General features: G+C 64.3%; 26 protein-coding genes. 15 read left to right on the top strand and 11 right to left on the bottom strand.

Translation table 11 applies throughout. The features are described from left to right. Window positions 1–52 precede the first annotated feature (52 nt). From coaE to A6A04_RS11135, 4 genes are read right to left on the bottom strand one after another with little or no spacing between them, the layout of a single operon-like run. The gene (coaE, locus tag A6A04_RS11150) at window positions 53–658 is read right to left on the bottom strand and encodes a dephospho-CoA kinase (RefSeq protein WP_068492816.1); all 606 of its coding nucleotides are present in this window, start codon (window positions 656–658) and stop codon (window positions 53–55) included. Further along, window positions 655–1,488, bottom strand: coding sequence for a shikimate dehydrogenase (locus A6A04_RS11145; RefSeq protein ID WP_068492814.1), 834 nt, complete (start codon window positions 1,486–1,488; stop codon window positions 655–657). Before A6A04_RS11145 ends, coaE begins: the two co-directional genes overlap by 4 nt. Next, entirely contained in the window at window positions 1,485–2,075 is a 591-nt protein-coding gene (locus A6A04_RS11140; protein WP_068492812.1) for a Maf family protein, read from the bottom strand. Before A6A04_RS11140 ends, A6A04_RS11145 begins: the two co-directional genes overlap by 4 nt. Further along, window positions 2,072–2,908, bottom strand: coding sequence for a pyruvate, water dikinase regulatory protein (locus tag A6A04_RS11135; RefSeq protein ID WP_068492810.1), 837 nt, complete (start codon window positions 2,906–2,908; stop codon window positions 2,072–2,074). Before A6A04_RS11135 ends, A6A04_RS11140 begins: the two co-directional genes overlap by 4 nt. Before the next feature lie 395 nt (window positions 2,909–3,303). Between A6A04_RS11135 and hemE the strand changes: the two genes are divergently transcribed. The 4 genes from hemE (at window position 3,304) to rho (ending at window position 7,239) form a co-directional block, all read left to right on the top strand. Further along, on the top strand, window positions 3,304–4,344 hold the full coding sequence (hemE, locus tag A6A04_RS11130) for a uroporphyrinogen decarboxylase (RefSeq protein ID WP_068492808.1): 1,041 nt from the start codon (window positions 3,304–3,306) through the stop codon (window positions 4,342–4,344). Continuing rightward, on the top strand, window positions 4,332–5,339 hold the full coding sequence (gene hemH, locus A6A04_RS11125; protein WP_068492805.1) for a ferrochelatase: 1,008 nt from the start codon (window positions 4,332–4,334) through the stop codon (window positions 5,337–5,339). Before hemE ends, hemH begins: the two co-directional genes overlap by 13 nt. After that, complete coding sequence (gene hemJ / locus A6A04_RS11120; RefSeq protein ID WP_068492803.1) at window positions 5,333–5,779, top strand: protoporphyrinogen oxidase HemJ; 447 nt, start codon at window positions 5,333–5,335, stop codon at window positions 5,777–5,779. Before hemH ends, hemJ begins: the two co-directional genes overlap by 7 nt. Window positions 5,780–5,982: 203 nt before the next feature. Then, window positions 5,983–7,239: a transcription termination factor Rho gene (rho, locus tag A6A04_RS11115; RefSeq protein ID WP_068492800.1), complete on the top strand. Its 1,257-nt coding sequence runs from the start codon at window positions 5,983–5,985 to the stop codon at window positions 7,237–7,239. A 125-nt stretch (window positions 7,240–7,364) separates the two neighbouring features. Here rho and scpB read toward each other — a convergent pair whose 3' ends face one another. From scpB to A6A04_RS11090, 5 genes are read right to left on the bottom strand one after another with little or no spacing between them, the layout of a single operon-like run. Then, window positions 7,365–8,210, bottom strand: coding sequence for a methylmalonyl-CoA decarboxylase (scpB, locus tag A6A04_RS11110; RefSeq protein ID WP_245651168.1), 846 nt, complete (start codon window positions 8,208–8,210; stop codon window positions 7,365–7,367). Next, a complete protein-coding gene (locus A6A04_RS11105; RefSeq protein WP_245651167.1) occupies window positions 8,149–8,535 on the bottom strand; it encodes a hypothetical protein in 387 nt (128 codons plus the stop codon). Before A6A04_RS11105 ends, scpB begins: the two co-directional genes overlap by 62 nt. 57 nt (window positions 8,536–8,592) lie before the next feature. Further along, window positions 8,593–9,570, bottom strand: a complete 978-nt coding sequence (locus A6A04_RS11100) for a quinone oxidoreductase family protein (protein ID WP_068492796.1) — start codon at window positions 9,568–9,570, stop codon at window positions 8,593–8,595. Next, window positions 9,567–10,016 (bottom strand): methylated-DNA--[protein]-cysteine S-methyltransferase, encoded by a 450-nt coding sequence (locus tag A6A04_RS11095; protein WP_068492794.1) that lies wholly within the window; start codon window positions 10,014–10,016, stop codon window positions 9,567–9,569. The genes A6A04_RS11100 and A6A04_RS11095 overlap by 4 nt, the downstream gene beginning before the upstream one ends. A 36-nt stretch (window positions 10,017–10,052) precedes the next feature. Further along, window positions 10,053–12,017: a thioredoxin domain-containing protein gene (locus tag A6A04_RS11090; RefSeq protein WP_068492792.1), complete on the bottom strand. Its 1,965-nt coding sequence runs from the start codon at window positions 12,015–12,017 to the stop codon at window positions 10,053–10,055. 82 nt (window positions 12,018–12,099) lie between these two features. Here A6A04_RS11090 and A6A04_RS11085 point away from each other — a divergent pair, with 82 nt between their 5' ends. From A6A04_RS11085 to A6A04_RS11045, 9 genes are all read left to right on the top strand, one after another. Beyond that, window positions 12,100–12,348, top strand: a complete 249-nt coding sequence (locus tag A6A04_RS11085; RefSeq protein WP_068492911.1) for a DUF6489 family protein — start codon at window positions 12,100–12,102, stop codon at window positions 12,346–12,348. Then, window positions 12,345–12,695, top strand: a complete 351-nt coding sequence (locus A6A04_RS11080; protein WP_456095283.1) for a (2Fe-2S) ferredoxin domain-containing protein — start codon at window positions 12,345–12,347, stop codon at window positions 12,693–12,695. The genes A6A04_RS11085 and A6A04_RS11080 overlap by 4 nt, the downstream gene beginning before the upstream one ends. After that, complete coding sequence (gene mnmE, locus A6A04_RS11075) at window positions 12,692–14,011, top strand: tRNA uridine-5-carboxymethylaminomethyl(34) synthesis GTPase MnmE (protein WP_068492787.1); 1,320 nt, start codon at window positions 12,692–12,694, stop codon at window positions 14,009–14,011. Before A6A04_RS11080 ends, mnmE begins: the two co-directional genes overlap by 4 nt. Then, on the top strand, window positions 14,008–15,915 hold the full coding sequence (mnmG, locus tag A6A04_RS11070; RefSeq protein ID WP_068492785.1) for a tRNA uridine-5-carboxymethylaminomethyl(34) synthesis enzyme MnmG: 1,908 nt from the start codon (window positions 14,008–14,010) through the stop codon (window positions 15,913–15,915). The genes mnmE and mnmG overlap by 4 nt, the downstream gene beginning before the upstream one ends. Further along, complete coding sequence (gene rsmG / locus A6A04_RS11065) at window positions 15,912–16,529, top strand: 16S rRNA (guanine(527)-N(7))-methyltransferase RsmG (protein ID WP_068492784.1); 618 nt, start codon at window positions 15,912–15,914, stop codon at window positions 16,527–16,529. Before mnmG ends, rsmG begins: the two co-directional genes overlap by 4 nt. Next, window positions 16,510–17,307 carry a ParA family protein gene (locus tag A6A04_RS11060; protein WP_068492782.1) on the top strand — a complete coding sequence of 266 codons (798 nt, stop codon included), beginning with the start codon at window positions 16,510–16,512 and terminating at the stop codon, window positions 17,305–17,307. The genes rsmG and A6A04_RS11060 overlap by 20 nt, the downstream gene beginning before the upstream one ends. A gap of 2 nt (window positions 17,308–17,309) precedes the next feature. Then, on the top strand, window positions 17,310–18,254 hold the full coding sequence (locus A6A04_RS11055; RefSeq protein WP_068492780.1) for a ParB/RepB/Spo0J family partition protein: 945 nt from the start codon (window positions 17,310–17,312) through the stop codon (window positions 18,252–18,254). 92 nt (window positions 18,255–18,346) lie between these two features. Further along, on the top strand, window positions 18,347–18,703 hold the full coding sequence (locus tag A6A04_RS11050) for a hypothetical protein (protein ID WP_068492778.1): 357 nt from the start codon (window positions 18,347–18,349) through the stop codon (window positions 18,701–18,703). Window positions 18,704–18,709: 6 nt separating this feature from the next. After that, window positions 18,710–19,201, top strand: a complete 492-nt coding sequence (locus A6A04_RS11045) for a YchJ family protein (protein ID WP_068492776.1) — start codon at window positions 18,710–18,712, stop codon at window positions 19,199–19,201. 23 nt (window positions 19,202–19,224) lie between these two features. Here A6A04_RS11045 and A6A04_RS11040 read toward each other — a convergent pair whose 3' ends face one another. Continuing rightward, on the bottom strand, window positions 19,225–20,457 hold the full coding sequence (locus A6A04_RS11040; RefSeq protein ID WP_172822758.1) for a sensor histidine kinase: 1,233 nt from the start codon (window positions 20,455–20,457) through the stop codon (window positions 19,225–19,227). Window positions 20,458–20,722: 265 nt separating this feature from the next. Between A6A04_RS11040 and A6A04_RS11035 the strand changes: the two genes are divergently transcribed. Beyond that, window positions 20,723–21,379 (top strand): trimeric intracellular cation channel family protein, encoded by a 657-nt coding sequence (locus A6A04_RS11035; RefSeq protein WP_245651166.1) that lies wholly within the window; start codon window positions 20,723–20,725, stop codon window positions 21,377–21,379. Here the strand turns inward: A6A04_RS11035 and A6A04_RS11030 are convergent. Beyond that, window positions 21,368–23,683 carry a tetratricopeptide repeat protein gene (locus A6A04_RS11030; RefSeq protein WP_068492770.1) on the bottom strand — a complete coding sequence of 772 codons (2,316 nt, stop codon included), beginning with the start codon at window positions 23,681–23,683 and terminating at the stop codon, window positions 21,368–21,370. The genes A6A04_RS11035 and A6A04_RS11030 overlap by 12 nt on opposite strands. Window positions 23,684–24,022: 339 nt before the next feature. Here A6A04_RS11030 and A6A04_RS21675 point away from each other — a divergent pair, with 339 nt between their 5' ends. Further along, window positions 24,023–25,414: a sensor histidine kinase gene (locus A6A04_RS21675; RefSeq protein ID WP_082914864.1), complete on the top strand. Its 1,392-nt coding sequence runs from the start codon at window positions 24,023–24,025 to the stop codon at window positions 25,412–25,414. The last annotated feature ends 152 nt before the right edge of the window (window positions 25,415–25,566 follow it).

The raw sequence follows: 25,566 nt of genomic DNA, 5'->3' as shown, positions 1-25,566 counted from the left end.
GAATGAACACAGATATATTTTCATCTGTGTCCCGCGTCGCGGGGATCTGTGTTTATCCGTGGTCATTATCCTGTCTTTTCATCATGGCGACCGCCGCCCTCAGCCGTCGCAGGGCAAAGGCCTTGCCCAGACCGGTCTGTATCACGAAATCGGCGCGCTTGCGCTTCTCCACATCGGGCATCTGCTTGGCCAGGATGGCTTTCAGCCGTTCCTCGGTCATGCCCGGCCGGGCCAGCACCCGCTGAGCCTGAAGAAAAGCGGGCGCGGTGACCACCGCCACCTTGTCGCAGTTCTTCCAGCCACCGCCCTCGAACAGCAGCGGCACGTCGAGCACCACCAGGGATTGGCGCAAACGGCGGCAGCGGGCGAGGAAGCGCCGCTCGGCCGCCCGTACCAGGGGGTGGACGATGGCTTCCAGCCGTTTCAGCGCCACCGAATCGGAGAAGACCACGGCACCCAGCGCCTTGCGGTCCACCGCGCCGTCCTTGACCACGCCGGGAAAGGCGGCATCCACCGCCGCCACCGCCGCGCCACCCGGCGCGAACAGGGCATGCACGGTGGCGTCGGCGTCGTGCACCGGCACCCGCAGGCGGCGCAGCATGGCCGCGGCCGTGGTCTTGCCCATGCCGATGGACCCGGTCAGGCCGAGTATCCTCATGCCAGGACGAAGTCCCGCAAGGCGTCATTGACCTGGGGCCGGGTGCCGAACCAGGCCTCGAAGCCGGGCACCGCCTGCCACAGCAGCATGCCCAGCCCGTCCACCACCGGATTGCCCCGGGCCTTGGCCCGGGCCAGCAACTCGGTTTCCAACGGGGCATAGACGATATCATTGACCACCGCCGTGACCGGCATGGCCGAAAGGTCGAGATCGAGGGCGGGCTGGCCGGTCATGCCCAGGGTGGTGGTATTGACCAGCAGGGCGGCGCCGTCGAGGGCCAGCCCACGCCGATTCCAGTCCACCACCGTCACTGGCCCGCCCAGATCGGCGGCCAGTTTTTCGGCGCGGTCGCGACCCCGATTGGCGAGATGGATCTCCGGCACCCCGGCATCGCTCAACGCCGCCACCACCGCCCGCGCCGCGCCGCCGGCACCGATCACCACGGCGGGACCGGCGGGGGGCGCCCAGCCGGGCGCCCCCCGCCGCAAATTTTCCAGGAAGCCGAAGGCGTCGGTGTTGCGACCGATCAACCGGCCATCGTCCTCGACCATGATGGTGTTGATCGCGCCGATGCGCCGAGCCAGCGGCTCGACCTCGTGCACCAGCCCCAAAGCCGCTTCCTTATGGGGAACCGTGAGGTTGCAGCCGCGAAAGCCCAGCCGGGGCAGGGCATGCAGCGCCGTGGCCAGATCGTCGGGCGCCACCGCCAGCGGCACATAGGCGCCGTCGATCCCCAGGCTTTGCAGCCAGAAGCCGTGCAGGCGGGGCGAACGGGAATGGGAGACCGGCCAGCCCATCACCCCAGCCAGTTTGGCCTTGCCAGAGATCATTGAGTCAACTCCCCGTTCTCGCGCAGGAAGTCCAGCACCGGCAGCAGGGGCAGGCCCAGCACAGTGAAGAAGTCGCCTTCCACCGACAGGAACAATTGTGCCCCCAGCCCTTCCAGCTGATAGGCCCCCACCGTGCCCAGGGCGGCCTCGCCCACCCGTTCCAGATAATGCTCCAGGAAAGCATCGGAGAAATTGCGCATGGTCAGGCGCGCCTGCTCGGCGTGATACCACACCCGGCGGCCATCCTTGGCCGCCACCACGGCACTGCTGAGCCGATGGGTATGATGGCGCAGCATCTTCAACTGGTGGCGGGCGTCATCCCGAGTCTTGGGCTTGTCGAACCAGATACCGTCGTAATCGAGCATCTGGTCGGCGCCCAGCACCAGCATCCCCGGATGGCGGGCGGAAACCTTGATCGCCTTCAACTCGGCCAGGGTTTCCGCCACCCGCAGCGGATTGCCGGTCTCCAGGCGCAGGGCTTGCTTGACCGCCTCCTCGTCCACCCCGGCCACGTCCACGGCCAGGGAAACTCCGGCGGAATCCAGCATGGCGCGCCGCGCCGGGCTGGCGGAAGCGAGAATGATCATACTGTCCCCTGTTCGGCGGCGCGCTTTTCCAGATGCTTGGCGTGAAGCTGGATGATGGCGGCCGAGGCCTCCTCGATGGAGCGCCGTGTCACATCCACCACCGGCCAGCCCAGGCGGGTGAACAGGCGCCGCGCCGCCTGCACTTCTTCCTTCACCTTCTCGAACTGGGCGTAATCGGCCTCTTCCTCCTGATTGAGCAGGCGCAGCCGGGCGCGACGGATATCGGCCAGGCTCTTGGGGTCCTTGGTCAGGCCTACCACCAGCGGCTTTTTCGCCCGTTCCAACTCGGGCGGCAACGGCACGCCCGGCACCAGCGGATAATTGGCGCATTTGAGGCCGCGATTGGCGAGATACATGGAGGTGGGAGTCTTGGACGAGCGCGACACCCCCACCAGGACGATATCCGCGTCCTCCACCAGCTCGATCAGCTGGCCATCGTCATGGGACAAGGTGAACTGCATGGCGTCGATGCGGCGGAAATACTCGGCATCCATCTGATACTGGCGACCGGGCAAGGCGTTGACCTGTTCCCCCAGGAAGGCCGACAGCCCCGCCATGGCCGGGTCCAGCAGGGAGATGCTGGGTATGCCGCGATGGCGGCAGGCCTCTTCCAGCAGGCCACGCACTCCACCATCCACCAGGGTGAACATCACCAGCCCGGGATTGTCCTCGATTCCGGCGATGACCCGTTCCACCTGGCCCTGAGTGCGAACCAGCCACCAGTTGTGCTGAATGGGCTGGACACCTTCGAACTGGACCAGGCAGGCCCGCGCCACCGAGGTCACGGTTTCGCCGGTGGCGTCGGAAACGAGATGGAGGTGAAAGCTCTTCATGCCTGTGGATAAGCCTTAAGTCCGGGGATAAGCCGGGGGTTTCGGAAAAGGGACAAAAACGCTCCCCGCTGGCCTGTTTTTCGCCCCCGGGGTGGTCCGCCTGTCCAAAACCGATCCTCCCGTCATCGAGAATAGCGTGAATTCATGCCTTTCACACGTCCTTTCCAGGGGTTATCCATGTCACTCAGATGCCGTTTCATCGCGCGGAATCAAGGCGGTGTCGGTGTTTTCCCCAGGTCGGACCACTGAATCGCGTCCGGCTTGGCCATCCTGGGGATGAGATGTGGACTAAGGCTAATCCCCGTCATCCACAGGCATCAACCAACCACAGCCACCTTTCATCTAAACCTTAAAGACTGTAAGAGAGACCAGACCCCCAGACCGAGGCTCCGCCCGTGCCCCACTCCACCAAACCCTTCCTTCGCGCCCTTGCCGGTGAAACCCTGACCCCGCCGCCCTTCTGGCTGATGCGTCAGGCCGGACGCTATCTTCCGGAATACCGCGCCACCCGGGCCGAGGCCGGAAGCTTCCTCGATCTCTGCTACAATCCGGATTTCGCCACCGAGGTCACCTTGCAGCCCTTGCGGCGCTATGGCTTCGACGCGGCCATCCTGTTTTCCGACATTCTGGTGGTTCCCGATGCCTTGGGTCAGCAGGTCGCGTTCAAGGAAGGCGAAGGACCGGTGTTGACGCCGATTCGCTCGGCAGGGGATCTGGATGGTCTCAGCCTCTCGGGCCTCCACGACCATCTCGCCCCCGTCTACAAGACCGTCGCCAACCTGTCTAAGGCCATTCCCGCCACCACCGCCCTAATCGGTTTCGCCGGGGCGCCGTGGACCGTGGCCACCTATATGATCGAGGGCAGTGGCTCGAAGGATTTCGCCAAGGCCAAGGGCATGATGTTCGGTCAGGCCGAGCTGTTCGCCCGCCTGATGGCGCTGCTGATCCAGGCCACCGGCGACTATCTGATCCGTCAGATCGACAATGGCGCCGAGGCTATCCAGATTTTCGACACCTGGGCCGGGGCCCTGCCCGAGGATCAGTTCGAGCGCTGGGTAATCGGCCCGACCCGCAGTCTGGTGGAGCGCATCCGTGCCGAACGGCCGGGGATTCCGGTGATCGGTTTTCCTCGCCAGGCCGGTTACCTCTACAAGCGCTATGTCACCGAGACCAAGGTCAGCGGCGTGTCGCTCGACCCCTCGGTGCCGCTGGACTGGGCGGCGGCCGAATTGCAGACCAAGTGCACGGTACAAGGCAACCTGGACCCGCTGCTGGTTGTGGCGGGAGGCGAGGCCATGGATGCCGGCATTGATCGGGTGCTGAGGGCGCTGGGCAAGGGTCCGTTCATCTTCAACCTTGGCCACGGCATCACGCCGCCGACACCGCCGGATAATGTGGCGCGGCTAGCCGAGCGGGTGAAGGGCTGGAAGGGGTGAATACGTCCAAGACAGCGGTGGTTCTGTTCAACTTGGGCGGTCCCGACCGACCCGAGGCGGTGCAGCCGTTCCTGTTCAACCTGTTCAACGACAAGGCCATCATCGGCGCGCCGGGACCAATCCGCTGGCTGCTGGCCAAATACATCTCGAAAAAGCGGGCACCCATCGCCCGCGACATCTATGCCCATCTTGGCGGCGGCTCGCCACTGCTGCCCCAGACCCAGGCCCAGGTCCGGGCGCTGGAACAGGCGCTGGGCGAGGGCTATCGCTGTTTCATCGCCATGCGCTACTGGCATCCCTTCGCCCATGAGGCGGCCCGGGCGATCAAGGACTGGGGGGCGGAGCGGGTGATCCTGCTGCCGCTCTATCCCCAGTTCTCCACCACCACCACCGGGTCCTCGGTCACGGACTGGCACCGGGCGGCCAAGGACTGTGGTCTCGATCTGCCCACCAGTTTGGTTTGCTGCTATCCGACACAAGCCGGACTGGTGGCGGCCATGGCCGAACTGGCCCGGACGGGATATGACGAGGCCAAGGCCAAGGGCGTGCCCCGGGTGCTGTTCTCCGCCCATGGCCTGCCGAAAAAGATCGTGGAGCGGGGCGATCCCTATCAGGCCCAGGTGGAGCTGACCGCCAGAGCAGTGTCGGCGGCCATGGGAATCGAGGGGCTGGACTGGTCCATCTGCTATCAAAGCCGGGTTGGTCCCATGGAATGGATCGGACCCAGCACCGAGGCCGAGTTGGAGCGGGCCGCCCGCGACAAGGTGCCGGTGGTGATTGTGCCGGTGGCCTTCGTGTCCGAACATTCCGAGACCCTGGTGGAACTGGATATCGAATACCGGCACCGCGCCGACCAGTTGGGTATCCCCGGCTATGTCCGGGTTCCCGCCCTGGGCTGCCATACCGGTTTCATCCAGGGTCTGGCGCAAGTGGCGCTTCACCCCAGCCGGGGCGAAGCCTGCGGCCGGTTGGGACGGAGTTGCGCGTCATGCTGACCGCCGACGGTTACCTGTGGGTCAAGGCGGTGCATGTCATCGCCATCATCTCGTGGATGGCGGGCATGCTGTATCTGCCCCGGCTGTTCGTCTATCACTGCACCGTCGATCCCGGTTCCGAGGCTTCGGCCACCTTCAAGGTGATGGAGCGGCGCCTGGTCAAGGCGATCATGACCCCGGCCATGATACTGGCCTGGGTGCTGGGTCTGGTGATGGCGCTGGATGTGAACCTGTTCGCCCAGCACTGGTTTCACGCCAAGCTGCTGGCGGTGGTGGGCATGACCGTCGCCCATGTCTTCCTGATGCGTTGCAAGACCGCCTTCGCCGAGGATCGCAATACTCGCTCGCAGAAATTCTATCGCGTCATCAACGAGGTTCCGACCCTGTTGATGATCGCCATCGTGATCCTGGTCATTCTTAAGCCGGCATTCGGCCACTAATCCTGTTTGACAGCGGGCGAGGCTTTGGCTAAAGCTGTGCGGATATAGGGCCGGACAGGTTACCGGCCCTTCTCCCTCCTTCTCGCCCGCCCGCGTCGGATCATCCGTATCCGTCCCACCATCGGCAGCCGGTCCGCCTTGTCGGACCTTGTGATTATCTTGCCGATCGTCCCGCGCCGGGTCTTTCAACGGAAATTCGCTCCATGCATCTCCAGGAACTGAAGAAAAAGACCCCGGCCGAACTGCTGGCCTTCGCCGAGGAACTCGAGATCGAGAACGCCAGCACGCTCAGGAAGCAGGACATGATGTTCGCCATCCTGAAGCAGCTGGCGGACAACGACACCCCCATCTATGGCGATGGCGTGCTGGAAATCCTGCAGGACGGTTTCGGTTTCCTGCGCAGCCCCGAGGCCAATTACCTGCCCGGCCCCGACGACATCTATGTTAGCCCCAGCCAGGTACGCCGTTTCAGCCTGCGCACCGGCGACACGGTGGAAGGCCAGATCAGGGCGCCCAAGGATGGCGAGCGCTATTTCGCCCTGCTCAAGGTCAATACCATCAATTTCGAGGACCCCGACAAGGTCCGCCACCGTATCAATTTCGACAACCTGACTCCGCTCTATCCCGACGAGAAGCTGAAGCTGGAGATCGAGGACCCCACCCGCAAGGATCTCACCACCCGCGTGATCGATCTGGTGGCGCCGGTGGGCAAGGGTCAACGCGCCCTGATCGTGGCGCCGCCGCGTACCGGCAAAACGGTGATGCTGCAGAACATGGCCCATGCCATTTCCCAGAATCATCCCGAAGTCTATCTGATCGTACTGCTGATCGACGAGCGGCCGGAAGAAGTCACCGACATGGCCCGCTCGGTCAAGGGCGAGGTCATCAGCTCCACCTTCGACGAACCGGCCTCGCGCCACGTCCAGGTCACCGAGATGGTGCTGGAAAAGGCGAAGCGGCTGGTGGAGCACAAGCGCGACGTGGTGATCCTGCTGGATTCCATCACCCGTCTGGCGCGCGCCTATAACACCGTGGTGCCCAGCTCGGGCAAGGTGCTGACCGGCGGTGTCGACGCCAATGCGTTGCAGCGGCCCAAGCGCTTCTTCGGCGCCGCCCGCAATATCGAGGAAGGCGGTTCGCTGTCCATCATCGCCACCGCCCTGATCGACACCGGATCGCGCATGGACGAGGTGATCTTCGAAGAGTTCAAGGGCACCGGCAATTCGGAAATCATCCTGGACCGCAAGCTCAGCGACAAGCGCACCTTCCCCGCCATCGACATCACCAAGTCGGGCACCCGCAAGGAAGAACTGCTGGTGGACAAGGGTATCCTGTCCAAGATGTGGGTGTTGCGTCGTATCCTGATGCCCATGGGCGTGGTCGACGCCATGGAGTTCCTGGTGGACAAGCTGAAGCATTCGAAGAACAACGCCGACTTCTTCGAGGCGATGAATTCGTGATTTGATTCACGTGAAACAAAACCCCCCGGAGCGATCCGGGGGGTTTTTTTCATCCAGATTCTGTCATCTCGACGACCGGAGGGAGGAGAGATCTCGTCCTGCCATGGCGTTTCAATAGAGAAAGATTATTCGCCCTGGAAGACCGGCGGGCGCTTTTCCTGGAAGGCCTTGACCCCTTCCACGTAGTCGGTGCTGTCATAGACCTTGCGCCGCATGCCCTGCACCCGCTCGAACATGCGCGGCGTGATGGAATGGGCCGAGGCCAGGACCCGCAACTCTTCCTTCATCACCGCGATGGCCAGCGGCGCCATCTTCTCGATGCCGCGCGCCATCTCGATGCAGAATTCGGTGATCTCTCTGGGTTCCACCAGATGATTGATCAGACCCACCAGCAGGGCACGCTTTGCATCCACCGGCCGGGCGGTGAAGGCCATTTCCTTGACCACATGCAGATTGGCCGCATTCATGAAGGTCAGCAGGCCGGTGACGTTGTAGGGGATGCCCAACTTGGCTGGAGTGATGGCGAAGGTGGAATCCGGCGTGGCGACGATGATATCGCAAGCCAGGGCCATCTCGCAGGCGCCGCCCCAGACGCCGCCCTCGATCAGGGCGATGATAGGGGCGGGGAACTCCTCGATGGCGCGGATCACCACCCGCAGCGGATCGCTCCAGCCCAAGGGGTCGCGATGGGACTTGGGCAGTTCGGAGATGTCGTGACCCGCCGACCAGATTTTCACCCCCGGTTCGGAGCGCAGGATGACGCAGCGCGCCTTGGCGGCTTCGGCCTGGCGCAGGGATTCCAGGATCTCGGTGATCATGGCGTCGGACAGGGCGTTGCGCTTGGCCTGGTTGGCCATGGTGATCACGGCCAGACGGCCGTCGGTCTCGAAGCGGGTCAATGTCATGGGATCAATGGCGTCCAGAGCTGCGACGGCGATGATGGCGTCGGTGATGCTCCTGCAGCAGGTCATCGTTGGGGCCGTCGTCGTCGGAGCGACGACGCGTCAACATGTGCAGGGCGGTGGCAAGGATGATGGGGGGAACCACCACGATGGCGAGACGGCCGAACATGGCATAGAAGGTGTTGTTGGTGCTCTTGATGACGATATTTTCCTTGCACTCGTAGCGCTGCTTATAGGTGCCCGAGCAATCCTTCAGCCGTTCCTGCACCGATGTCGACGAGTGGTTCTCGATATCGGAATCAGACAGATTGCCGAACTGATCCAGTCCGGCCCAAGTCATCCAGGCCAGACTGACGCCGGCCACCACCCACTTGCCCAATTTGGACCCGCTCACGACTTCGCTCTCCTGCCGGACGGCTTAACCCCGTCCGGCAGTCTAATACGTTTTTTATCAAGGCAACAGCACCGTCGAGCCGGTGGTCTTTCGTCCTTCCAGGTCGCGATGGGCGCTGGCGGCATCCTTGAGGGCGTAGGTCTGATTGACCTCGATGCGGACCGCGCCCTGGCCGACGACCTCGAACAGTTCCTCGGCCCCCGCCACCAGATCGGAGCGTTTGGCGGTATAGGCCATCAGGGAGGGACGGGTAAGGAACAGCGAGCCCTTGGCCGCCAGCAGGCCGGTGTCAAAGGGTTCCACCTTGCCCGAGCTTTGGCCGAACGAGACCATCATGCCCAGCGGCTGCAGGCAGTCCAGCGACTTGAGGAAGGTATCCTTGCCCACCGAGTCATAGACCACCGGCACGCCCTGGCCATTGGTGATCTCACGCACCTGGGCGACGAAATCCTCGGTCTTGTAGAGGATGGGATAGTGGCAGCCATGGGCCTTGGCCAGGTCCGCCTTGTCCTCGGACCCGACGGTGCCGATGACGGTGGCGCCCAGATGCCGCGCCCACTGGCAGACCAGCAGGCCGACACCGCCCGCGGCGGCATGGATCAGGATGGTGTCGCCCGGCTTGACCCGATAGGTCCGCCGCAGCAGATATTGCGCCGTCATGCCCTGCAGCATCATGGCGGCGGCTTCCACATCGGTGATGGCGTCGGGAATCCTCACCAGCCGGTCGGCGGGCATCACCCGGGCCTCGGCATAGGCGCCCAGCGGCGGATTGGCATAGGCCACCCGGTCGCCCGCCTTGAACTCGGTGACCGAGGCACCCACCGCTTCCACCACGCCCGCGCCTTCCAGGCCGGGGGTGAAGGGCAGGGGGGCGGGGTAGAGGCCGCTGCGGTGATAGATATCGATGTAGTTGAGGCCGACGGCGGCATGGCGGATCAGCACTTCATGGGCGGCGGGCGCCGCCACCGAGACTTCCTCCCACAACAGGACCTCGGGACCGCCGGTTTGATGGATGCGGATGGCATGGGTCTTCACAGGCTCACTCCCTCGTGCTTGAGCAGGAATTGCTTGGTCTCGATACCGTCGATGCCGGAATAGCCGCCCAGGCCGCCATTGGCCGCCAGCACCCGATGGCAGGGAATGATCACTGGAATGGGGTTGCGGCCACAGGCGCCGCCCAGGGCGCGGGGTGCCGTGCCCAGCTTTTCCGCCAACTGGCCATAAGTGAGAGTGGCACCGAAGGGAATCTCCGACAGTGCCGCCCAGACCTTGCGCTGGAACTCGGTGCCGTGGGGTGCCAGCGGCAGGTCGAAGCTTTTCCGGCTTCCCTCGAAATACTCCTCCAACTGGGTCCGGGCCCGGCTCAACAGGGGAGAATCCTCGTTCTCGGGCAGCCAGCCCCAATCCACCGCGACGATGGCGCCATCGGCCTCGAACAGGGCCAGCGGCCCGATGGGGGTATTGACGGCGATCTGGGGCATGGTGGCGGCACTCGCTGGGATGATGATCCGGTGATGCTATCCCGCCTTCAGGGCCTGGCGCAATTGGTCGGCATCGGTGAACGGCGTGGAGCAGACCGAGGCACGGCAGACCACCGCCGAGGGCATGGCCGCATCGATCCGCCGCAGCAGGTGAATCTGGCATTCCGCCCGCTGGGCCACCCGCATCAGATCCTGGGCGACGGTATCACCGGCCGGACCGGCGATGGTGACTTCCAGCGGCGCCGCCAGGGTTTCGAAGGCATCCAGCAGGGCGGTCATATTGGGCAACTGGTCGGGCACGGCGGCGGAGAAGGCATTGATTACCGCCTCGGCCCGCTGGCGCCATTTCGACTCACCACTGGCCAGCGCCATCAGCGCCAGGGCCTCGGCCATGATGCCGTTGCCCGAAGGTACCGCCGAATCAAAGCCCGACTTGGTGCGCATCATGATGTCGGCGGCATCCATGGCGGAGACGAAATAGCCGCCCTCGGCTTCGTCCCAATGATGGCGGTGGGCGGCATCCAGCCAGAGGCCCGCCTGGATCAGCAGTTGGGAATCGGGCTCGGCCTGATGCAGGGCCAGGGCGGCGCGTGCCATATGGCCGTAGTCATCCACCACCCCGGCATGGGCGGCGCGGCCCTGGCACAGGCTGTGGTACAGGCGGTTCTCGGGGGCGGCCATGCGATCGGAGACCACCAGGAAGGCGCGCCGGGCGGCGGCCAGCCAGTCGGGCCGGTCGAAGCAGCGGGACGCCTCGGCCAGGGCGGTGATCATCATGCCGTTCCAGTCGGCCAGCACCTTGTCGTCGCGCCCCGGGCGCACCCGGCCGTCACGCCGGGCCAGCAGGGCGGCCTTGGCTTCGTCCAGCCCGTCATCCCCGGCGGAGCCATAGGGGTGGTTGCGATGGAGGATGGTGCGGCCCTCCCAATTGCCCTCGGCCCTGACATCATAGAGCCGCGCCAGCCGGGCGGCGGCATCGGCGGGCAGCACCTGGTCGATCTCGGCCTTGCTCCAGGTATAGAACAGGCCTTCCTCGCCCTCGCTGTCGGCGTCCAGGGCGGCGGCGAAGCCGCCGTCTTCCGCCATCATCTCCCGCATCAGCCAGCCCACGGTCTCGAACACCCGGGCGCGATAGAGCGGGTTTCCGGTCTTCTTCCACACCTGGCACAGCAGCGACACCAGTTGGGCATTGTCGTAGAGCATCTTCTCGAAATGGGGCACCAGCCAGTGGGGGTCGGTGGAATAGCGCATGAAGCCGCCGCCCAGATGGTCATAGATGCCGCCCTGGCAGATATGATCCAGGGTGGTGGTGACGGCGTCGCTCAGGCGGGCATCGCCGGTTCGCAGGGCGGCCCGCCACAGGAAGCGCAGCAGGCCGGGCTGGGGAAATTTCGGCGCCCCCAATGTGCCACCCTCCACCATGTCCATATTGCCCAGGATATCCACCGCGCCCCGGTCGAGGATGTCCATGGACAGCGGCATGGAACCGGGCGAGCGGGCCAACTGGTCCAGGGCCTGGCGCAGCCGGGCCACATTGTGGGTGATCTTGTCGGGGTCGCGCTGATAGGTGGCGGCGATGCCTTCCAGCACGTCGGGGAAGGCGGCCCGGCCCCAGCGGGCTTCCGCGGGGAAATAGGTGCCGCCCCAGAACGGCTCGCCCGAGGGCGTCAGGAACATGGTCAGCGGCCAGCCGCCATGCTGGCCCATCATGGCCAGCGCCATCTGGTAGAGTGAATCCAGGTCGGGCCGTTCCTCGCGGTCGACCTTGATATTGACGAACAGCCGGTTCATCAGCGCGGCGATGCCGGGGTCCTCGAAGCTTTCATGGGCCATGACATGGCACCAATGGCAGGCGGAATAGCCCACCGACAGCAGGATCGGCTTACCCGACGCCTTGGCCTCGGCCAGCGCCTCCGGACCCCAGGCCCACCAGTGCACCGGATTGTCGGCATGCTGCAGCAGATAGGGGCTGGTCTCGGCGGCCAGTCGGTTGTGGGTCATGAAGGACTCCTTGGGGCGTTGCGCGGCACGGGCGTACAGCTTAGTTTGGGTGCTGGGCTGGGAAACGCAAGGCGAGGTCGCCATGAAGATCACCGTGGATGTGGATTGTACGCCTGAGGAATTGCGCACCTTCTTCGGCCTGCCCGATGTCAGGCCCATGCAGGACGCCCTGATGAAACAGATCCAGGATCAGATGGCGGCCAGCTTGCACGCCATGGAGCCCGAGGCCATGTTCAAGGTCTGGCTGCCGGCCGGCATGCAAGGGATGGAGCAATTGCAAAAGATGCTCTGGTCCCAGTTCAGCCATGGCAGCCGCCCCAAGGAGAAGTGACCGTGACCCAGGCCGATGACCCGCCGCTGCATTTCCGCCTGCATGTCTTCATCTGCACCAACCGGCGTCCCGACGACAATCCGCGCGGTTCCTGCGCCCAGCGCGGTTCCGAGGACTTGCGCGAGCATCTGAAGGATGCCCAGAAGCGCATGGGCCTCAAGGATGTGCGGATCAATTCCGCCGGATGCCTCGACCGCTGTGGTCTGGGGCCGGTGATGGTGATCTATCCCGAGGGCGTCTGGTACAGCTTCACGACCGTCGCCGACATCGATGAAATCCTCGATACCCATCTGGTCAAGGGCGGCCGCGTCCATCGGCTGATGGTGGACCGGCCAGCGGGCTCGTGACCACCGCCACCATCTTCGCCCTGGCCAGCGCCGCCGGGCGGGCCGGGGTGGCGGTGTATCGCCTGTCGGGACCGGGAGCGGGCGAGGCGCTGCGCCGTCTGTCCGGGCATGACCTGCCACCACCACGCAAGGCGGTAAGGGTCCGTCTGAAGGAGCCCGATGGCTCCGATCTGGACGACGGTCTGGCCCTGTGGTTTCCGGCCCCCCACAGCTTCACCGGCGAGGACGTGGTCGAGCTTCACCTGCATGGTGGCCGTGCGGTGGCGCAAGCCCTGGCCGGGGCGCTGCGGGTTCTCGGCCTGCGCCCCGCCGAGCCGGGCGAGTTCTCGCGCCGGGCCTTTCTCAACGGCAAGCTCGACCTGACCCGAGCCGAGGCCATCGCCGATCTGGTGGATGCCGAGACCGAAGCCCAGCGGCGTCAGGCCCTGCGCCAGATGGATGGGCAGCTGGCGTGGCTGACCGAACAATGGCGGTCGCGACTGATCACGGCCCTGGCCCATCTGGAAGCCGTCATCGACTTTTCCGACGAGGACATTCCCGACCATCTGCTGGAGCAGGCGCGAGACGAGGTCACCGCCCTGGCCCGGGACCTGGAGCGCCATCTCGCCGACGGCCATCGGGGCGAGCGGCTGCGCGACGGCATCCATATGGCCATCCTGGGGGCGCCCAACGCGGGCAAGTCCAGCCTGCTCAACCGGCTGGCCGGACGCGACGCCGCCATAGTCTCGGCCCAGGCCGGGACCACCCGGGACGTCATCGAGATTCATCTCGACCTGAAGGGCTGGCCGGTGGTGCTGGCCGATACCGCCGGTCTGCGCGAGGCCGCCTGCGAGATCGAGGCGGAAGGGGTGCGCCGCGCCCTGGCCCGGGCCGAGGCCGCCGACCTGAAGCTGGCGGTGTTCGGGGGCGGGGAGGTGGACGCCGCCACCCGCCATGTGATAGACGGCGCCACCGTGGTGGTGGTCAACAAGCTGGACCTGTTGGCCGGACCGCCGCCCGCCGAGATCGACGGCCGCCCGGTGGTGGCGCTGTCGGCCCGAACCGGGGAAGGGGTGGAGCGGCTGCTGGACCTGTTGGCCGGAGAGGTCGAGGCCCGCTTCGCGGTGGGCACCGCCCCGGTGCTGACCCGGGCGCGGCACCGGGCGGCGGTGGAGGACTGCCGGGCGGCGCTGGGCCGTTTCGACCCCGGTCTGGGGCCGGAACTGGCGGCGGAGGATTTGCGGCTGGCGGCCTCGGCGCTGGGCCGGATCACCGGCCGGGTGAATGTGGACGAGGTGCTGGACGTGATCTTCCACGAGTTCTGCATCGGGAAATGACCCCTTCTACATATGGTGTGTTTCACGTGAAACAGGGCGATGGATTGAATCGGGTCGATGTCGTCGTGGTGGGCGCCGGTCATGCCGGTTGCGAGGCCGCCGCCGCGTCGGCGCGGGTGGGCGCCAGCACTCTGCTAATCACCCAACGGCTGGAGACCGTGGGCGAGATGTCGTGCAACCCGGCCATCGGCGGTCTGGCCAAGGGCCAGTTGGTGCGCGAGATCGACGCCCTGGACGGGCTGATGGGTCGGGTGATCGACCAAGCCGGTATCCAGTTCCGCATTCTCAATGCCAGCAAGGGACCGGCGGTGCGCGGCCCCCGCGCCCAGGCCGACCGCAAGCTTTATCGCCGGGCCATGCGCGACGCCCTGGACGCCACCGCCCATCTGTCGCTGCTGGAAGGATCGGTGGAGGACCTGCTCACCGACGCCGCCGGGCGGGTGACCGGCGTGGTGCTGGGCGACGGAAGCACCATCGCCTGCGGCGCGGTGGTGGTGACCACCGGCACCTTCCTGCGCGGTCTGATCCATCTGGGCGAGACCACCTGGCCCGCTGGGCGGGTGGGGGATGCCCCATCGCTGGGTCTGTCGCTGGCGCTGGACCGCCTGGGCCTGCCGCTGGGTCGGCTCAAGACCGGCACCCCCGCCCGGCTCGACGGCCGTACCATCGACTGGGCCGCCTTGGACATGCAGGCGGGCGACGATCCGCCGGTGCCGTTCTCGTATCTGACCGAGTCCATCACCACGCCCCAGGTCAAATGCGGCATCACCGCCACCACGCCTGAGACCCATGCCATCATCCGCGCCAATCTGAGCCGCGCCCCCATGTATTCCGGCCAGATCCAGAGCACCGGGCCGCGCTATTGCCCCAGCATCGAGGACAAGGTGGTGCGCTTCGCCGAGCGCGAGCGTCACCAGATCTTCCTGGAGCCGGAAGGTCTCGACGACGACACCGTCTATCCCAACGGCATCAGCACCTCGCTGCCCGAGGATGTGCAGCGGGCCATGATCGCCACCATTCCCGGCTTGGAACACTGCCGGGTGATCCGGCCCGGCTATGCCATCGAATATGATTTCGTCGACCCCCGTGCCCTGCACCGCTCGCTGGAGACCCGCTCGGTGGGCGGGCTCTATCTGGCGGGGCAGATCAACGGCACCACCGGTTACGAGGAAGCGGCGGCGCAAGGCCTGCTGGCCGGGCTCAATGCCGCCCGGGCCTGCGGCGGATCGGCGCCGGTCATCCTCGACCGCGCCGACGGCTATGCCGGGGTGATGGTGGATGATCTGGTGGGGCTGGGCACCTCGGAACCCTATCGCATGTTCACCTCGCGGGCGGAATACCGGCTGCTGCTGCGCTCCGACAATGCCGATCTGCGCCTGACCCCCAAGGGCGTGGCGGCGGGCTGCGTCGGCTCGGCCCGCGCCGCCGCCTTCGCCGCCAAGGCCGATTCCATCGCCCGGGGCAGGGAGCTGCTGGGCTCACTCAAGGCCTCGCCCAATGTGCTGCGGCGTCAGGGGCTGGAGGTCAACCAGGACGGCGTGGTGCGCTCGGCCATGGATCTGCTGGCCTATCCCGAGATGAGCCTGGACCGCCTCGCCCAGGTCTGGCCCGAGCTTGCCGCCCTCTCGGGGGCGGTGGCCGAGCAACTGGAGATCGAGGGCAAATATGCCGGATACCTGGATCGCCAAGACGCTGATATCCGGGCCTATCGCCGCGAGGAGGGGCTGGTGATTCCCTCCGGCTTGGACTATGACGCCATTGGATCGCTGTCCACCGAGGTGCGCCTCAAGCTGAAGGTCTCAAGGCCCGAAACCCTGGCGGCGGCGGCCCGCATTCCCGGCATGACCCCGGCGGCGGTGACCGCCTTGCTGGGGCATGTGAAGCGGTTGGGGGAGGTTGTGTGACTCCTGAAGAGTTCAATACGAAATCTGGTGTTTCACGTGAAACACAGGAGCGGCTGCGGCTCTATGCCGATCTGCTGGTCAAATGGCAGGCCCGCATCAATCTGGTGGGCCCCGATACCTTGCCTGACCTGTGGTCACGGCATTTCCTCGATTCCGCCCAGCTGTTGCCGCTGATCCCGGCCTCGGCGCGACGCGTGGTCGATCTGGGCAGCGGTGCCGGATTTCCCGGCCTGGTACTGGCGGTGATGGGAGCGCCGGATGTGCATCTGGTGGAGAGCGATTCCCGCAAATGCGCCTTCCTGCGGGAGGTCGCCCGCGTCACCGCCACCCCGGTCACCCTCCATAACAAGCGCATCGAGCAGGTGCCCGGCCTGGGCGCCGATGTGGTCACCGCCCGTGCCCTGGCGCCGCTGGCCAAGCTGTTGGACTGGGCGGAACCCCATCTGGCGCCGGGGGGGTGCTGCCTGTTCCTGAAGGGCAGGGGAGCGGAAGACGAATTGACCGCAACTGCGAAAGAATGGAATATCACCCCGCGCCGGGTTTCCTCCGTGACCGATCCGGCCGGTCTTGTCCTTCAGATTGAAGAGGTGCGTCGTGGCCGAGCCGAGCCGTAAGAGTGCCCGCGTCATTGCCGTCGCCAACCAGAAGGGCGGCGTGGGCAAGACCACCACCGCCATCAATCTGGCCACCGCCATGGCGGCGACCAAGAAAAGCGTGCTGATCATCGACCTGGACCCCCAGGGCAATGCCAGCACCGGCCTGGGGGTCGATCGCGGCGCTCGCGAAGTCAATTCCTATCATGTGATGATCGGTGAAGCCGCCCTGGCCGACGCGGTGATCGAAACCGCCATTCCCCGCCTGCATCTGGTCCCCTCGGGCGTCGACCTGTCGGGCGCCGAGATCGAGCTGGTCACCTTCGAGCGGCGCGAGCATCGCCTCGCCGAGGCCCTGGCCGGAACCCTGTCGGCCTATGATTATGTGCTGATCGATTGCCCGCCGTCGCTGAACCTGCTGACGCTGAATGCCCTGGTGGCGGCCCAGGCGGTGATGGTACCGCTGCAATGCGAGTTCTTCGCCCTGGAAGGCGTCAGCCATCTGATCAAGACCATCGAGCGGGTGCGCCAGGCCTTCAATCCCGGTCTCGAACTGCAGGGCATCATCCTGACCATGTTCGACAAGCGCAACAACCTGTCCGACCAGGTGGCGGCGGATGTGCGCGACTATTTCGGCGACAAGGTCTACAAGACGGTGATTCCGCGCAATGTGCGGGTGTCGGAAGCGCCCAGCCACGGCAAGCCGGTGCTGCTCTACGACATGAAGTGCAGCGGGGCCGAGGCCTATATCCATCTGGCCTCGGAAGTGTTGAAGCGCGAACGCGAGTTGAGGGCATAAAATTGGCAGAAGAAAAGAAGAAGGGTCTGGGGCGCGGCCTGTCCGCCCTGTTGGGGGATCACGCGGCTTCGGCCATTCAGGCGGTGAGCAGCGCAGCGGCGGCCGGTCCGGAAGGCGCGGCGGCCATCAAGGGCCTGCGCACCCTGGCGGTGGAGAAGCTGCAGCCGGGCAAGTTCCAGCCACGCCGCAGCTTCGACGAGGACCGCATTGCCGATCTGGTGGAATCGGTGCGCGAGAAGGGCATCTTGCAGCCGCTGCTGGTGCGCCCGCTGCCCGGCCAGACCGACCGCTTCGAGATCATCGCCGGTGAACGCCGCTGGCGCGCCGCCCAAGGCGCCAAGCTGCACGAAGTGCCGGTCATCGTCCGCGACCTGTCCGACCGGGAAGCCCTGGAAGTGGCCCTGGTGGAAAACCTGCAGCGCCAGGACCTGTCGCCGCTGGAGGAAGCCGACGGCTATCGCCGTCTGATGGACGAATTTTCCCATACTCAGGAGGAACTGGCCAAGGCGGTGGGCAAGAGCCGCTCGCATGTGGCCAACATGATCCGTCTGCTGGCGCTGCCCGATCCGGTCAAGACCATGCTGGAAAAGGGCGAGCTGACGGCGGGCCATGCCCGCGCCCTGCTGACGGCGGCCGATCCGCTGCGTCTGGCCCGCGACGTGGTGGGCCGGGCGCTCAACGTCCGCCAGACCGAAAAGCTGGTCAATGACGAGGGCAAGGCCAAGCCTAGCCTGGGCGGACGGCCGGCCAAGCCGGGCAAGGACGCCGATATCGCGGCGCTGGAACGCGACCTGACCAACGGCCTGGGCTGCAAGGTGGAAATCCGCTCCCTGGGCAAGGGCGGCGAGATCACCATTTCCTACGGCTCGCTGGAACAGCTCGACGACATCCTGGCCCGGCTGGCCCAGGCGCCGAGGTCCGAGGCCGACGAGTTGGACGCGGTATAGTCGCCCGCCTTCATGGCGTGCATTTGCGGGCTATGAAGGCGGCCCCCGGCTTTGTACAATACCGGCGGGACGGACCGGGGGATGAAAGAGCCATGTCGGGACAGGAAGGAAACGGGCCGCTCGACGAGCTGCTGGCCAATATACCGCAGCCGGTGATCGACAGCTTCACGCCGGAACAGCGCGCCGCCCTGTGGAACGCCGCCAAGCCGGTGAGCTGGCGCAAGCATCCCATCAATATCCGCATCACCTTTCCCTTTCTCGGCGACCGCTATTTCGTCACCGTGGTCGGCGGCATGGAACGCCGGGGGCTGGACCGCATCGTGCGCGATCGCAAGATGCATCCGCTCAGGACCGCCGGAAACATCCTGTTCATGCTGGGCGTCGGCGGCGCCTTCTATCTCGCCGCCGTGCTCGGCATGTTCGCCTTCTCCAATCTCATCGAGTTCTGATCCATCATGACTGATTGTCCCTGCGGCTCCGGCCGGAGCTATGCCGATTGCTGCGAACCCTTCATCACCGGCGCGGCGATTCCGCCCACGCCGGAAGCCCTGATGCGGTCCCGCTACTCCGCCTTCACCGTGGTGAATATCGATTACCTCCACGACACCCTGGCGGTGGACCAGCGCCATGACTTCGTGCGCGCCGATGCCGAGAAATGGGCGCGGGACTCCAAATGGCTGGGCCTCGACATCCATGCCACCACCGGCGGCGGTCCCGACGAGGACGAGGGCACGGTGGATTTCACCGCCCGTTTCAAGCTGGGCGGCAAGGCCGAGGCCCATCGGGAAATCTCGACATTCCGCAAGGAGGACGGCCGCTGGTACTATGTGGACGGCCGCATCGGTGGGCCGAAGCAGGAACAGCGCCGGGTTGCGGTGAAAGCCGGGCGCAACGATCCCTGCCCCTGCGGTTCGGGCAAGAAGTTCAAGAAGTGCTGCGGCGCCTGATCCCCTGACAGGTGGAGCGGAGGTCAGGCGGGCATCTCCTGTCGGCACCGTTCCGCCGGGAATGTGACGGTGATGGTGGTGCCTTTTCCCGGGATGCTGTCGATTTTCAGGTCGCCGCCATGGGCCAGGGTCAGCGCCACTGCCAGGGGCAAGCCGAGACCGATACCCTCCTGCTGGCGAATGCTGCTGTCGGTGACCTGACAGTATTTGGTCAAGGCGCGGCGCTGCCCCGCCTCGTCCATGCCGATGCCGGTATCGGCGACGGTGAACACGCCACCTCCGTCGGGTGCCAGGCGGGCGGACAGGGTGACCCGTCCCCCGGCCGGAGTGAATTTGATGGCGTTGGTCACGAGGTTGAGCAGGATCTGCCTGACTCGCCGCTCGTCACCCCGCATCCGATCGAAATGACGGTCGATTTCCAGCACCATGTCGACTTTCTTGGTCGCGGCCTTCAGCATGACCATGGTGTGGACGATCTCGATGGTGGATGAAACCGGGAAGGTGGTTTCATCCAGTTCCAGCTTGCCCGCCTCGATCTTGGAAATATCCAGGATATCCTCGATCAGCAGCAACAGATGGCGGCCCGAGGCCAGGATGTCCTGGACATATTCCCGATAGCGCGGATGGTTGGCGCCCAGCGCTTCCTTGTCGATCACATCGGCGAAGCCGATGATGGCGTTCAAGGGGGTACGGAGTTCGTGGCTCATATTGGCCAGGGCGTCAGATTTCTCGCGGCTGGTGGCTTCGGCCCGCAGCCGTTCGGCGCTCAGGCGTTCGCTGACGATCAGGGTGAAGGCGAAGGTCCACCCCACCACGAAGATGGTCTGTTCCAGCACCACGGCGGCGTTGATGGCACTGGGCGACATGATCTGGGTCACGCCGCTCTGGGACTGGGACAGGACGGCGATGACCAGGAAGGACAAGGACAGCAGGCCGAAGAACAGGGCGGCCACCAGATGCGACAACAGCCGGATCCGCCGGTAGGCATGGATGACAATCCACATGGAAGCCATCATCACGGCGGCGTAGTAGACAAGGTAGAAGAAAAGCCGCACCTTGAACGAGTCGTCGACCAGGAAGAAGTAAGCGAATTCCAGGCTGTAGACGACGCAGGAAAGCACCAACCATTTCCAGGCGATTTCCTTGCCGCACAGCTTGCCGATCCCCGCCAGGATCAGTGTATAGCCGATGCAGACCAGGATGTTGGCGGCGACGAAGGAAATGACGGGATGAAGGTTGCCTCGCAGCAGGATCATCAAAAATCCGACGAACAGGAAGCTGTTCGACAGGGCGATCAACTTTATACCTGGAATAGAACGGTGACCGACGTATAGAAACCACACAAATGCCATGGCCATGGCAGAGATCGCGACCAGGACAAGAAACAGGGTGGATATGTCTAAATTCATAAAATTTGTTCTTCAGAGCGTTGAAGACTAATGGGAATTCAGACGATACCGTAACGGGACCACGCTTCCAAGCCCGGGGGATCCCATCGGAAACGGAAAGGGCAGCCGCATCATGACAGGACACTTCACCCTGCCGCTGGCCTTCGATCTGGCCGCCACCTTCTTCTTCGCCGTGACCGGCGGCTTGACCGCCATGCGCAAGGGCTACGACTTCGTCGGCGTGTTCTTCCTGGCCCTGGTGGTCGGATTGGGTGGGGGATTGCTGCGCGACGGCCTGTTCCTGCAGCAGATGCCCACGGTGATGGAACCCCATTATCTGGCGACGGTGTTGGCGGCCATGGCGGTCAGCCTGCTGCTGGGGGAACGGCTGAACCGCCTGGCCATGGTGTTCCTGGTGGTGGATGCCCTGGGCCTCGGCCTCTACGCCATGGTGGGAACGCAAAAGGCGCTGCTGGCCGGGCTGTCCTGGGTGCCCGCCCTGCTGATCGGTGTCATCAACGCGGTGGGCGGCGGGGTCATCCGCGACCTGATCACCCGCGAGGAGCCGCTGGTGTTCCGGCCCGGCGAGTTCTACGCCGCCGCCGCCTTTGCCGGGGCCGCCCTGTTCGCCGCCCTGGTGGTGGGGCTGGGTGTAACCGCCCAATGGGCGGCCTTGGGCGGGATCGGCCTGGTTTTGCTGATCCGGTTGGCCTCGGTTCGCTTCGGCTGGAAGACCCGCGCCGCCCGTGCCTTGATCAGAAGCTCCGACGCCGCCGATTCAGGCGTTTGACGGCCTGTCCTTACACCAGCGGCGCCAGACGGCACGGTACAATCGCTCGATCTGGCGGGTGCGGCCGACGCCGTCGCACAGGGGCGAGTGCAGCAGCTTGTGACGCAACCCGTGGCGCCGCGCCGGATTGCGGTTGCCATCGGCGGCCAGGGCCAGGGCGATTTCCACGTAATGGGCGGGAGATTCGGCGATCAGCTCGGGCAGGCCCAGGCTGGTCAGCATGCTGGCGCCCCAGCGCCCGGCCATGGTGGCGCCACGCAGGGTGACCACCGGCACCCCCATCACCAGGGCCTCGAAACTGGTGGTGGACCCCGCGAAGGGGAAGGGATCCAGGGCGATGTCGACGGCGTTGTAGAGATCGAGATGATGGCCGGTATCGCCCACCTGGGTGTGGATCATCAGTCGCTCGGCCGCCACGCCGCGCGTAGCCAGGGCGTCCACCACCCGCGCCCGCAGGGCTCCCGACTCGAACCAATTGAAATATTTTAGGAAAAGCCGAGACTCCGGGCAGCGGGACAACAACTCCGCCCAAAGCCCCAACACCGCAGGAGTGAGCTTGGCGGGATTGTTGAAGCAGCCGAACACCACCGGTCCCGAGGGCGGATGGATGGCGGGCGGATATTGCGGCGCCTCCGCCATATAGAAATGGGGCAGGCGCAGGATGCGCTCGGTGAAGCGCTCGGGCGAGTTGGGCGGCGCCAGGACCCGATCGGCCAGCAGATAGTCCATGGCCTCCAGACCGCTGGTGGCGATGTCGTGGAAGCTGATCTGGAGGGGGGCGGGGCGTTGGGCGCAGATGGCGGGACGGTTCTTGTCGAAACGACCGGCCAGGCTGACCAGGATGTCGATGCCGTCGTCGCGGATCAGCCAGGCGGCCTCGTCGTCATCCAGGCCGGTGATGGAGCGCCAGCCATCGCAAAGCGCGCGGAAGCTGGCGGTGGCCTCGTCCGGCCGCTCCACATCGGCATAGCCATGGATGGCAAACCTGTCGTGGTCATGGGCGAGGAACTGCGGCACCAGATTGCGCGCCACCGAATGGGCGCGAAAGTCCGAGGACAGATAGCCGATGCGCAGCCGTCGCTCGGGGTCGCGGCTATTGGTGTGGGGCGCCGTGGCGGCGGCGAAGATGGTTCCGAAGCGCCGGGGGGCGGCGAAGGCGGCTTCCGGATCGGGCTGATCCCCATAGGCCAGGGCCAGCAGCAGGTTCTTATGCGCCCGGACATGGCGGGGATGGCGGGTGACCACATCCTCCAGCAGGGCCACGGCCTCGTTGAACCGGCCCAGGGGCAGCAGCACCCCCGCCAGGGCGCATGAAATGTCGGCCTGGTCGGGGGCCAGGGCCAGGGCGCGGCTCAAGGCGGCCTCGGCCTCGTCCAGGCGCCCAGCGGCGATCAGGATCATTCCCAGTTCGGCAGCCAGACCGGGCTGATCGGGTCGCAGGGCCTCGGCCCGGCCCAGGCTGGCGGCTGCCTCGGTCAGGTGTCCGGCTTCCCGGAGCGCCATGCCCAGCAGGACCAGGGGCTCGGACTGGCCGGGCGTCAGCTCGACCAGCCGTCGGTAGGCATCCGCGGCCTCGTCGCGACGGCCCTGGCGCTTGAGGGCATTGCCGAGATTGCGCTGGGCGCGGGGATAATCGGGATTGAGGGCCAAAGCCTGGCGGAAGCAGGCCTCGGCCTCGTCCGGCCGCCCGAGATCCAGCAGGACGGCGCCCAGATTGTTGTGACCCTCGGCCAGACCGGGGCGAAGCGCCACGGCGCGGCGGCAGGGCGCTTCCGCTTCCCGGGCGCGGCCCAGATCCTTGAGCAAGGCGCCGAGATTGGCCAGGGAGGCGGCGTGATCGGGATAGGCGGCCAGGGCGCGACGGTAGTCGGCCTCGGCCTCGGCGGCCCGGCCGCCGGTATGGTGGTCCAGGGCCTGGGTGAACAGTTGGTCGGCGGCGAGGGCGGTGTCGGCCCGTGCCGCCATCTGGTCCACGGCCACCCCCGCCAGCCCGTTGCGGCGGCCCTGGTCGATCAGGGCGACGGCCTCGGCGGGCTGTCCGGCCAGGACCAGGGCCTCGGCCAGACTCAGCCAGAACCGCCCATCCGAGGGCTTGGCCTGCAGCGCGGCCCGCAGGCGGGGCAGGGCGAGGTCGGGCCGCCCCACCTGCAGCACCACCATGCCCAGATTATGGTTGGCTTCGGGATGGTTGGGGTCGAGGTCGAGGGCGGCGCGATAGATACGGTCGGCCTCGGCCAACCGCCCGGCCCGGTGGTGGGCGACACCTTCGGCGATGATATCGCGCAGCGTGGTCGATCCGGCCATGACCCTCGCCCCGAAAGACGAAAAGCCGCGGTGACCCGCGGCTTTCGTTTAGTCCGATTGGAGCGGGCGAAGGGATTCGAACCCTCGACCCCAACCTTGGCAAACGGCGCATCGCAGCTAACTAATTGATTTACAATGCTGTATTAGCGCTGGAATAAATCCGTAGATAAACCGTATATGAGAGGCGTCAGGAAGTCCAGCTAAAGCCAGAAAGCCCCCTACAACGCATCGAGGCAAGGTTCTGGACGGTGACCTGGACCGTGGTGGTTAATTCATGCGCCCTTCTCACGCTTCCTCGAAAAGCGTAACCTGCTTTGGAATAAAGTTGTGGGGGAGACCATGCAACTCGACATATCAACCTTATTTTTTGTGCTCGGCGGAGTGTCGATTCTAGCATGCGGGTTTGCGTGGTTTCTTTATTTTAATAACAGGCACATCAGAGGCGTAAAGGCAGTTGCCCTCTCTAGCTCATTCTTTGCTATCGGATTTAGCGCAATTGCATTGCGTGCATTCTTGCCTGCTTGGTTGTCATTTGCCGCTGCAAATATAGCTATTTTTTACGGTTATGCCCTTGTCCTTTATGGTGTTTTGGTATTTTCAGGTAAAAAAGCAAATGTTAAATTATTAATACTATGCGGAGCGGCATACGGCGCCGAGTATATCTATTATTATTTTATTGAAGATAATTATATTATTAGACTTGTTTGCTACCTCACCGTTTATGCGGTAATTTGCACTATCGCATTGGCAATAATAATTAATGATTATCAAAAAAACCGTTTCCGGTCATATATAGCAGCGTCTATATTTTTGACAATTCTTGCAGCATCATTCTTGATCTGCGCAGCTATATCTATTCCAAGCGAAGGTGTAAAAGACATATTTTCAAAAACGTCAATTAATGCGCTTGTTCTTTATGAACAAATTATTTTTGTAATTGGGTGGCTCATATCATTTACGTTGATGGTCAATGAGAGACTGTTATTGGAGCGAAAAAATGCTGAACTGGCACTAATAGACAAAAACAATGAGCTTGAAAGGTCGAATTTAGATCTTGAGCAGTTTGCTTATATTTCATCTCATGATCTTCAAACGCCACTGCGAAACATCGTCCGGTTTTCACAATTGCTTGAGAGCCGCTACAAAGGTCGTCTTGATAAAGATGCAGATGAATTTATTGGCTTCATCGTGCATGGCGGTAAGCACATGAGTGAGCTGATTGATGACCTTCTCCAATACGCTCGGATCACCAAACAACCTTTCCCACCACATCCAGTCCGAGCCAATGAAGCAATCGAGCATGCATTGGGCAATCTGAAAGTGGAACTGGAAGAGGCAGGTGCAGAAATAGAGGTTGGGGAAATGCCGCTGGTAATTGCTGAACCATCCCTTCTTACGAGCTTGTTTCAGAACTTGTTTGGAAACAGCCTGAAATACCGCTATCCGGATCGAAAACTTCGACTTTCGGTCACGGCAAAGCGAGATTTATCTGATCATTGGGTCTTTGCCGTTGCGGATAATGGTATCGGGATTGAACCGCAATACCACGACAAGATTTTCGAGATATTCCAGCGACTGGACCCTGTTTCCAATGCGGAAGGCACGGGGATCGGACTTACCCTATGTCGGCGAATTGTACATCGTTTTGGGGGAGCCATCTGGTTGAAGTCGGAACCGGGCATTGGCACGACATTTTTCTTCACGCTCAAGGACGGGTCAGTCTCAACCTGATCTGTGGCTGCCAAGCTCGGACGGACCCAGACCCCACAGCTGGTCGGTGATGGCAACCGGGTCCTGGCGCACTGGTAATAGCAGGATATCAAACTTCAGACCGATCTCGAGGACGTGAATCCTCCCCTCAACACCAGAAGCCCCATGTGGTA

Source organism: Paramagnetospirillum marisnigri, from assembly GCF_001650715.1.
In the GTDB taxonomy this organism is placed as follows: Bacteria; Pseudomonadota; Alphaproteobacteria; order Rhodospirillales; family Magnetospirillaceae; genus Phaeospirillum; species Phaeospirillum marisnigri.
This window is presented reverse-complemented; position numbering and strand designations above follow the sequence as displayed.